The sequence below is a fragment of the Limimaricola litoreus genome, from assembly GCF_024159025.1.
Taxonomy (GTDB): Bacteria; Pseudomonadota; Alphaproteobacteria; order Rhodobacterales; family Rhodobacteraceae; genus Limimaricola; species Limimaricola litoreus.
On the sequence record NZ_JAMYXC010000021.1, the window covers coordinates 1 to 9,713 of the forward strand.

The following is a 9,713-nucleotide window of genomic DNA, read 5'->3' on the forward strand; positions in this document are numbered from 1 at the left end:
GAGACTTCGATCGCCAGACCGCCGAGCTTCAGGTCCGCATCGCGATCTTAAACCGCTTCACCGCACTCGGCATTCCCGTCACAGAACCCGTCGTCTAAGCCGCTCGGGGTAAGGGGAAACTCAGCCTTCAGGTATTCCGTGCAACAGAGCCCCTGACGGCCGACGATCTTCTGGACCATCTCGCCACGGGTTGTACCGAGCGCGGCGAGATCCTCGTCGCTCATCTCGTTGAAGCGGCTGAACTGCTGCACGAGCGGGCGGGCTTCGGCGATCGCCGTGCGGAAACGGCCGATGGCGGCGAAGGGCGCGGAAAGGGTGCGGGCCAGCGAAGGTCCGGTGACCAGGTTCGGGGTCTGGGCCATGTAAAGAGCTTTCCGTCTGATGCCTGCCGGTCTCGCCCCAAGACATGCACCCTGACGCGGAAGTAGACAGCCGACAGTTGGGTCTGGCCGGATTGCGCTGAATGCAAGGCTGGCCGAGGGGGTCCGATGCGCCATCGCCTTGAGGACCCGCCCCTGCGCGACCCTACAGGGCGAAACATACGGCGTGGCGCGGCCGCGGCCGGATCAGGTGTCCCAGACCACGCGGAAGCCCTGATGCGTGGTGGTGGAGTCCGGCGTGTTGCCGCTGCGCGCGGCGATGCGGTAGCGGAAGCAGTAGCTCTTGTGGCACAGATGCGAGCCGCCCTTGAGGAGGCGCTCGCCCCGGCGCGACAGCTGATGCGCGCGCGCCGTCCGCCGCAGCGACCGCACCGCGAAGGGCTCGGCTGTCCACTCCCAGACATTGCCTACCATGTTGTAGAGCCCGTAGCCGTTGGGCGCATAGGATCTCGCCGGGGCGGCGAACAGGTGCCCGTCGAGGCCGAGGTTGTCGTGCGGGAACCGGCCCTGCCAGATGTTGCAGGGGAAATGCGCGTCGTCGTCGGGCTCCGCCTCGCCCCAGGGAAAGCGCACGTCGCCCAGCCCGCCGCGGGCAGCATGTTCCCATTCCGCCTCTGAGGGCAGCCGCCCCCCGGCCCAGCGGGCATAGGCCTGGGCGTCGTTCCAGGAGACATGCACCACCGGGTGATCGGGGCGGGCGCGCGCCGCATCCTCGCCCGCGCCGTCGATATCGCGCCAAAAGGCACCGTCGACGCGCCGCCACCATTCCAGCGCGGCCACGCCTTGGGTTTCTCCCACCCGCCCGGCGACCTGGCTGTGGAACACGAAGCTCCAGCCGATGCGCTCGGCCTCGGTCCTGAAACCGGTCTCGGCGACGAAGACCGCGAATTCGGCATTGGTGACGGTGCCCGCCCCCATCCGGAACGGCGCCACGCGCTTGTGCCGCAGCGGGCCCTCGCCGTCATCGGGAATGACCGGCCGGCGGGTGCCGACCAGCGCCCTGCCGCCAGGGATGTTCACCGCACCCGCATCGGCGCGCGGCACGGGCGATGGCGCGATCTCCATCGCAGACGGTACGGGCCCATGGGGGGCCGAGGGCGCGCAGCAGGAGGCTCGTCTGGTGTCGGATGGGTGCGTCATTGGATGGGGATCGGGGTCCGTCTGTCTCAGCCTGCGGCCTGGTCGGGGCTTGGCCCGGCACCGGCCACCCTTCTTAGAGCATCGAAGCGCGGCGCAGTACAAGCCGGCCGGTCGCGCCGGGCAAGGGGGCCTTCGGTCCAAGGACTGCGGGACGCAGCGTGGCACCGCTTGACAAGGGTCGGACAACGTCTCTCGATAAAAACCAATTCCGGAATTTGTAATACCAGATATGGAATGAGCATGGACCCGACGGAGGAGGAAAAATCCCGTGGCAGGCCCCTCCTTCGGGAGGTTCTGGCAGGCTTCAGCACCCGTCACGATATGCCGCCTTCTTGGGCCACATCACCCATTTCCAGCCATAGCTCCGGACGGCGGCCTCGGGGTGCGGACAGGATGCAACTCGCTGTCGGGACAGTGAGCATAGGACAGCACGGCCCTACGCTCGACGGCCGGGGCGCGGTGCGGATGCCGTGCTTCGAAACGTTGACGAATCGGGAGCACCGCATGATCGAGGCGCTGGCGAGCGTGACCGCCGCGCAGATCGACAAGACGGGCGCCCTGATCCTGCCGAACCCCGAGGGTGACACGATACCTGCCCGACGCTAGGGTCGGGTATCTATCCCGCAGCCCTCGCCCCGGCCAAGGCGGCAATGGTCCCGCAGGCGGTGGAGGTCGCTGGGCTCCCAGTCCTCGATGCCCAGAACCGCCACCCAGGCCGTGATGTAGTCCTCGGCGATGTAGTTGTGCCCGTGCCCGTCCGGCACGGACGTCGCGATGGCCATGTCGAGCGCCAGCTGAAGCATCGTCACCACCGGGATCCACCGCACCAGCGGCGATACGCCCTGTCCGGGCGGCTCCTTCATCCATTCGGGTTTGCGGAACGCAGCACCGGGTTCGTAAAACACGATGGGGTCGGATGCGTATTGCAGGAACACGACCCGCATCGCCCCCCATCCTTCAGAGGATATCGCCTCGCGCTGATCGACGAACCGGACCAGCCTACCGTCCCCGACCACCGGGAGCACATAGGGGGAACCGGGGTCGCGCCGGGCGGTCGCGTTCTGCCATAGCCGGGACGGGAAGGGCGGACCGGCCCATAGGGCGCCGTCGATCGGATCGTTCACCATTTCGAAGAGATCGACCGCTTGCATCGACGACCACGCGCCTAGCGACAGGCCGTGCAGGAACAGCCGAGGGCGCGTGTCAGGATCGAGATCGCGCCAATACCCCGTCACGGCGCGCATCAGGGCAACGGATTGTTCGGGTCCGCTCTCGGTCTCGAAGATCAAGGCCAGGGGCGAGTTGAGGTAGGAGTACTGGACGGACACCGTCGCGATATCGCCGCCTAGCAGGTATTCCAGCGGGGCCGTCGCGCCGGGATCAAGCCAGCCCGTACCCGTGGGCATGGCGATCACCATGGTCGCACGATCGAACCCGCCCACCCGGATCAGTTCGGCCAGCGCCACGGCGGCGCGCTCCTGCGGCGTCTCTGCCTGTTCGCGACCGACATAGACGCGGATCGGTGCCATGGCCGGGCGGCCGGTGAACGCGGCGATCCCGTCCCGGTCCGGTCCGCGCATGACGAAATCGCGTCCCTCGACGCCCATCGCCTCCCAGTCCACGAGCGAGGCGGTCGAACCGGAAGCCAGAACCCCGGGCGGGGGCGGCACGTCCGCGTCGAAGAAGGCGGCCGCTTCGGCGAAGGCCTCGTCAGCGGAACGTAGAAGGAAACCCACGACCCCGTCGCGCGTGATCACCAAAACGAGGAACGCCACCAGCACCGCGCCCGCCACGTTCGCCACCCGCACGGGCATGATCGGAAAGAGTCGACGGCGGATCGCGTCGAAGGCCCACAGGACCGCACGGCCGACGCCAAGGAGCGTGGCGAACAGCAGGACCGCCAACCCCAGGATCGTCCATCCATGCGTCGTGTCCACCGGCGTCATGCCGACCGCCTCGCGGACGGAAGATTGCCATCGGGCAACGGAGGCCAGGCACCAGAGCAGCAGGACGGCCGCGGGCGCCAGGACCGAAAGGCGCAGGATCGCCAGACGCCGGGCCCCGGCATGAGGTAACCCGAGATAGGCCCACGCGGCCAGCATCACGACCCCCAGGGCGTACCCGACGCCCATGACGATCCCGCCCAGCACCCCCTGAAGCACCGCCCCGCGCGGCATCAGCGACGGCGTGAGCGACGCGGCGAGAAACGCGAGCGCGAGCGACAGGGGAAGTGCGCGCAGTCCGGTGCCGCGCAGCAGGAACCCGAAGTATTGCCGGAACGGCGCGCGGCCCTGGGTCGGCGTATCGCCGGAACGCGAGGTCACGTCCGATCACCTGTCGCCCCGGTGTCGTTTCTCGACCCGACCAGTCCGGTGTCCCCCAGCACGTCCTCCACGTAGAGCATCCGCACGAGCACGATCACCACCAGCAGCAACGGCGTGGCCACCACGATGCCCAGGAACCCGAACAACGCGCCGAACGCCACGATGGCCAGGATCGACAGGACCGGCGGAAGCGCGACGGCGCGCTTTTGGATGATGGGCATGAGGACGTTGCCCTCGAACTGCTGGACGGCCACGAAGATGCCCAGGGCCCACAAAGCCTTTTGTTGGTCGTCGGCGAAGGCGATGGCCACGGCGGGCACGGCCGAAAGGAACGGCCCTATGAAGGGGATGAAGTTCGTCACCCCCGCGATCAGGCCCAGCGTGATGGCCAGGGGCACGCCCGCCAGCCATAGGCCCACCCCCGTCAGGATCGCCACGGCGGCCATGTCCACCATCTGCCCCAGAAGCCAGCGCCACAAGTTGCGATCCAGCGCATCCAGCACTTCACCTGCGCGCCCGCGTCGTGCCGGAGCCACGAGATGGAGGAGGCCCATGCGGTAGAGCTTTGGATCGAGCGCCAAGAAGATCGAGACCGAAACCAGCAGGACGATCCCGGTGCCGATGCCGATCGCCGTCGTCAGCGTGCCGCCGATGGTCCCGAATATGTTGAAGTCGATGCCATTCTCGCGGTTGACCGGAATGGCGTCGATCATCAGCCGGCCCCAGGCGCGGTCGGCGAGCCATCGCTCCGCAGTCTCGAAGGACGAGGGGAAGACGTCCAGAATGCGCGTGAACTCACGGCCGATCCGGGGACCCAGGGTGCGCACGAACAGATAGATCAATCCGGCCAGCAGACCCACGATCACCATGACGCCTGCCTTGGCCGGCAGGGGTGTCAGGCAGGCGATGGCCTCGCCACCCCGGCGCAGCAGGATCGCCACGAGGAGGGCGGCGAAGGTCAGCAACAGGGCATCCGACAGGGTCCATGCCCCGAGCACCAGCAGGGCCACGACCCCCACTGCCAGCGCATTGCGCGTTCCGTATTCGAAGAGCGTGCCCGGCGGGCGTCGCGGTCCCTCGGGCTGTGAGGTCTTCATATCATGGCCTTTCGGGGGATGGGGCGTTCGGCGCATCGAACCGTCGTATCCTCCACTGGTTCCGGTTCAGGCCATTTCCGGCAGGCCCCATTTCCGGCAGGCCTCGGACCCTCGCTGCGCCGTTCGAGGTCGTCGAGCTGCATCCGCGCCTTCAACCCAGCACCAGCGTGGCGATCGTGAAATAGACCAGAACGCCCACGCCGTCCGATATCGTGGTCACCAGCGGTCCGCTGGCCGTCGCCGGATCGAGCTTGAACCGGCTCAGGAGGAACGGAAGCGACATGCCGACGAGCGAGCCGAGCAGCACCAGCACCATCATCGTCGCCGCCACGACCAGCGCCACCTCACCCCCGCCGCGCCATAGGCCGAGCGGTGCCACCACAAGCGCCATTGTCACGCCGAGCCCGGCCGCCACGGCCAGTTCCCGCAGCAGGAGGCGGGTCCAGTCCGATATCTCCACCTCGCCCGTCGCCATCGCCCGTACCATCAGCGTGGCCGACTGCGCGCCCGCGTTGCCCGAGCTGTCGATCAGCAGAGGCAGGAAGAAGACCAGCGAGACATAGGTGAGGATCATCTCCTCGAAATACGCCAGCCCCGCGCCCGAGAAGAGGTTGCCGAACACCAGAAGGGCCAGCCACACGACGCGCTTGCGGTAGAGCAGGCCGATCCCGGCATCCCGGATCGTTTCGGAGATCGGCAGGACGGTCGAAGTCTTCTGGAAATCCTCGGTGGTTTCAGCGGCCAAGGCGCGGGCCGCGTCGTCGTGGGTGATCACGCCGACGAGACGGCCATCGTCTTCCACCACGGGCAGCACGGGCAGGTCGTAGCGCGCGACCAGCCGTGCGGCCGTTTCGCGGTCTTCGCCCACTCCGACATGGATCGGCGCCGCGTCCATCAGCTCGCCCAGGCGCGCGTCGTCGGGGGCGAGAATGACGTCGCGCAGTGGGACCGCCCCGACGAGACGGCCCTCATTCAGGACGAGGACGCGCTGCATCGCTGCCTCCTCTGGCGCTTTGCGCCGCAGGGAATCGAGAGTCTCCAGCGCCGTCGCATCCGCTTCGAGCGCGGCGTAATCGGTCGTCATGATCCCGCCCGCCGTGCCGGCCGCATGCGCGATCAGCCGTTCGGCGCATGCACGCAGTTCGGGGTCCAGATCGGCCAGGAAGATCGCTCTGGCCTCCGCGCCCAGCAGGCCCGCGAGGTCCGCCAGATCGTCGGGAGCCATCGCCGCGCCGAGCGTCGCCAGATCGTCCCGAGTCATCGCCTCTGCGAGATCCACCTGCAATCGCGGGGTCAGCCGGGAGAAGACCGCGGCACGACGGTCGACCGGCAACGAAGCGATCCTCTGGCTCACCTCGTCCCGGTCCATTCGGCCCAGCCGCACCGCCTCGTCGACCGCGTGCATCGGCCAGTCTTCGAGGCTGCCTGCGGCGGCGGTCACGGCTGCGACGACGCCAGCGTTTTATCGATCCGCTTCGACGGGCCCGCGCGGACGTCGTCGCCCACCCCCTCGCCCGACGCACGCAGGTAGGCCGTCTTGTCGTCGCGCCATGCCTCCGGCAGGCGGGTCTTCTCGTCTCGCCCGAGGGCCTCATCGCCGAGGATGTCCTCTGGTGCCTCGTATTTTCCATCGCAGGCCATTGCAGTCCCTTCCTTCGTGGCGGCGCGGCGGCACCCTGCCCGGATGCCGAGGCGGAACCGGTCGGACATCTGAACGCGCGCATTTCCGCCAGCCGAAATCTGAAAAATACAATGACAAGTTCCGTTCGCCTCGTCACCATACCTTCCAATGGAAGTGCGCACTGGGGGAGGTGGCCTATGCTGCTGAGCATGCACGAACAGGAACGGCTGATGGTCTACACGGCCGGCAAGCTGGCGCTGGAGCGACGCGAACGGGGGCTGAAGCTCAACCTGCCCGAAGCGACCGCGCTGTTGACCTCCTACCTGCTTGAAGGCGCGCGTGACGGCGAGACGGTGACCGATCTGATGGAATCGGGGCGCAGCGTGCTCGGCCGCGACGATGTGATGGAGGGGGTGCCCGAAATGCTGGCGCAGGTGCAGGTCGAGGCAACCTTTCCCGATGGCACCAAGCTGGTCACCGTGACGGATCCGATCCGATGAGCCGCCTCAACCCCTTTGCGCAGTTCGCTGCCGACAGCGCCGCACGGGCCGAGGGCGCGCGCGGCAGTCACCCGACCGACGATCCCGGCCGTGACTACGACCGGACCAGCACGGACGCGCCCGAGCAGACGCGATCCTCGGGCACGAGCAGCCCGAGCGAGCCGCGCCGCCCCGGCGGCGGCACCCGGCAGGCGCCCCGCCGCCAGTCCGAGATGCCTCTCGATCACGCGGCCGACCCGATCGTGCCGGGCGAGATCCTGTTCGGCGACGGCGACGTCGTCATCAACGAGGGGATGGAGGTGACCACGATCCGTGTCACCAACACCTCGGACAGGCCGATCCAGATCGGGTCGCATTACCATTTCGCCGAGGTGAACCCGGCGCTCGAGTTCGACCGCGACGCGGCTTGGGGCAAGCGTCTCGCCGTGTTGTCCGGCGGGGCCGAACGGTTCGAGCCGGGTGCGGTCCACGAAGTGGATCTGGTTCCGATCATGGGACGGCGCATCGTCCTGGGACTGCGTGGCGACTGCAAGGGAAGGCTCGACGATGCAAAGGATTGATCGCCGCGAATACGTCGCGTCCTACGGGCCCACCACGGGCGACCGGATCAGGCTGGCCGATACCTGCCTGACCATCGAGGTCGAGGAGGATCGCTCGGGCGGCGGCGACGAAGCCGTCTTCGGCGGCGGCAAATCGATCCGCGAGTCAATGGGTCAGTCGGCGCATACCCGGGCCGAGGGGACGCCGGACCTGGTCATCACGGGGGCGGTCATCCTCGACCATTGGGGCGTCATCAAGGCCGATATCGGCGTGCGCGACGGGCGCATCGTGGGCATCGGCAAGTCGGGCAACCCCGACACGATGGACGGTGTGGATCCGGCTCTGGTGATCGGCCCCTCGACCGAGATCATGGCGGGCAATGGCCTGATCGCCACGGCGGGCGCCATCGACACCCATGTTCATTTCGTCGGCCCGCAGATGTTCCAGGTCGCGCTGGCCGCGGGCGTCACCACCGTCACGGGCGGTGGCACCGGCCCGACCGAGGGGTCAAAGGCCACGCTGGCCACGCCCGGCGCGTGGTGGATGGAGCGCATGCTGGAGGGGATGGACCCCTGGCCCCTCAACGTCCTCTTCCTCGGGCGCGGCAATACCATGTCCAAGGAGGCGATGTGGGAGCAGCTGCGCGGCGGGGTCGGCGGCTTCAAGGTCCACGAGGACTGGGGCGCGACTCCGGCTGCGATCGACGCCTGCCTGTCGGTGGCCGAGGACTCCGGCGTGCAGGTGGCGATCCACTCGGACACGCTCAACGAGGGGGGCTTCAAGGAAGACCTGCTCAAGGCCGCCGCGGGCCGCACGTTCCACGCCTTCCACACAGAGGGTGCCGGCGGCGGCCACGCGCCCGACATCATCTCCATCGCGGGCGAACGCAACGTCCTTCCCGCCTCGACCAATCCCACCCGACCCTTCACCCGCAACACCGTGGCCGAGCATCTCGACATGGTAATGGTGGCCCACCACCTGAATCCGCAGGTGCCCAACGACCTCGCCTTCGCCGAAAGCCGCGTGCGCGCGGGCACCATCGCAGCCGAGGACATCCTGCAGGATATCGGCGCGATCTCGATCATGTCGTCCGACGCGCAGGCCATGGGCCGCATTGGTGAGACGGTGATGCGGACGTGGCAGACGGCGCACCAGATGAAGCTGCTTCGCGGCTCGCTTTCGGGGGACGACCGCGCCGACAACCACCGCGCGCGGCGCTACGTCGCCAAGTACACGATCTGCCCCGCCGTGGCCCACGGGCTGGAGCGCGAGATCGGCTCGATCGAGGTGGGCAAGAAGGCCGACATCGTGATGTGGCAGCCCGCGCTCTTCGGAGTACGCCCGCATACGGTATTCACCGGCGGCATGGTGGCGACGGCGGCACTCGGGGATCCCAACGCCTCGATCCCCACGCCTCAGCCGGTGATGGAGCGTCTGGGCTTCAACGTGGGCACGCCGGCGGCGGGCGCCACGGCGGTCGCCTTCGTGTCGCAGGCGGCAATGGACGACGGGCTGCCCGACCGGATCGCCACGCGGCGGCGCTTCGTGGCCATCGAGAACACCCGCGGGCGCGGCAAGGAGGACATGCCGGAGAACACGGCCCTGCCGGAGATCGTCGTGAATCCCGACACCTACGAGGTGAAGATCGACGGCGAAAGCGCGGATCACGCGCCCGCGACCGAGGTGCCGATGGCACAGCGCTACTTCCTGTTCTGACCGTGGACGGGATGGGGGGAACGGCGGCGCTGTTGCTGCTGGCGGACGGACGTCTGCCCGCGGGTGGCTACGCCCATTCAGGCGGGCTGGAGCCCGCGGTGACGGCGGGGCGCGTGCACGATATAGCCGATGTGGAGGCGTTCCTCGTGGGCCGCGCCGAGACGGCGGGGTTGATCGCCGCCGCCTTCGCCGCGGCCGCCTGTGCGCAGGCCAGCCGGGAGGATCTCGGGACGCTGGACGACCTCGATGCGGAGCTGGACGCACGCATCCCCTCGCCCGAACTGCGCAAGGTGTCGCGCGACCTCGGGCGCCAGCTGCGGCGCGCGATGTCCGCCGTGCGGCCGCATCCATACTACGACCGGCTGGGGCGCGCGCCGCATCAACCCCTGGTCATG

General features: G+C 68.3%; 9 protein-coding genes and 1 pseudogene. 5 read left to right on the forward strand and 5 right to left on the reverse strand.

The window, feature by feature from the left end:
- Window positions 1-98, forward strand: a pseudogene (locus tag NHG85_RS01290) (IS5/IS1182 family transposase); the annotation flags it as partial.
- A 468-nt stretch (window positions 99-566) separates the two neighbouring features.
- Here the strand turns inward: NHG85_RS01290 and NHG85_RS01295 are convergent.
- From NHG85_RS01295 to NHG85_RS01315, 5 genes are all read right to left on the reverse strand, one after another.
- Entirely contained in the window at window positions 567-1,445 is an 879-nt protein-coding gene (locus NHG85_RS01295) for a formylglycine-generating enzyme family protein (protein WP_253329051.1), read from the reverse strand.
- A gap of 677 nt (window positions 1,446-2,122) precedes the next feature.
- On the reverse strand, window positions 2,123-3,844 hold the full coding sequence (locus NHG85_RS01300; RefSeq protein ID WP_253329053.1) for an alpha/beta hydrolase: 1,722 nt from the start codon (window positions 3,842-3,844) through the stop codon (window positions 2,123-2,125).
- On the reverse strand, window positions 3,841-4,854 hold the full coding sequence (locus NHG85_RS01305; protein WP_253329054.1) for an AI-2E family transporter: 1,014 nt from the start codon (window positions 4,852-4,854) through the stop codon (window positions 3,841-3,843). Before NHG85_RS01305 ends, NHG85_RS01300 begins: the two co-directional genes overlap by 4 nt.
- Window positions 4,855-5,092: 238 nt before the next feature.
- Window positions 5,093-6,382 (reverse strand): magnesium transporter, encoded by a 1,290-nt coding sequence (mgtE, locus tag NHG85_RS01310; protein WP_253329056.1) that lies wholly within the window; start codon window positions 6,380-6,382, stop codon window positions 5,093-5,095.
- Window positions 6,379-6,651, reverse strand: coding sequence for a hypothetical protein (locus tag NHG85_RS01315; protein ID WP_253329058.1), 273 nt, complete (start codon window positions 6,649-6,651; stop codon window positions 6,379-6,381). Before NHG85_RS01315 ends, mgtE begins: the two co-directional genes overlap by 4 nt.
- 108 nt (window positions 6,652-6,759) lie before the next feature.
- Here NHG85_RS01315 and NHG85_RS01320 point away from each other — a divergent pair, with 108 nt between their 5' ends.
- From NHG85_RS01320 to NHG85_RS01335, 4 genes are all read left to right on the forward strand, one after another.
- Window positions 6,760-7,062, forward strand: coding sequence for an urease subunit gamma (locus tag NHG85_RS01320; protein ID WP_253329060.1), 303 nt, complete (start codon window positions 6,760-6,762; stop codon window positions 7,060-7,062).
- A gap of 239 nt (window positions 7,063-7,301) precedes the next feature.
- The gene (locus NHG85_RS01325) at window positions 7,302-7,622 is read left to right on the forward strand and encodes an urease subunit beta (protein WP_253329064.1); all 321 of its coding nucleotides are present in this window, start codon (window positions 7,302-7,304) and stop codon (window positions 7,620-7,622) included.
- On the forward strand, window positions 7,609-9,318 hold the full coding sequence (locus NHG85_RS01330; protein WP_253329062.1) for an urease subunit alpha: 1,710 nt from the start codon (window positions 7,609-7,611) through the stop codon (window positions 9,316-9,318). Before NHG85_RS01325 ends, NHG85_RS01330 begins: the two co-directional genes overlap by 14 nt.
- Window positions 9,319-9,329: 11 nt before the next feature.
- Window positions 9,330-9,713 (forward strand): urease accessory protein UreF (locus NHG85_RS01335; RefSeq protein ID WP_305884589.1); only part of this gene is annotated, 384 nt, incomplete at its 3' end.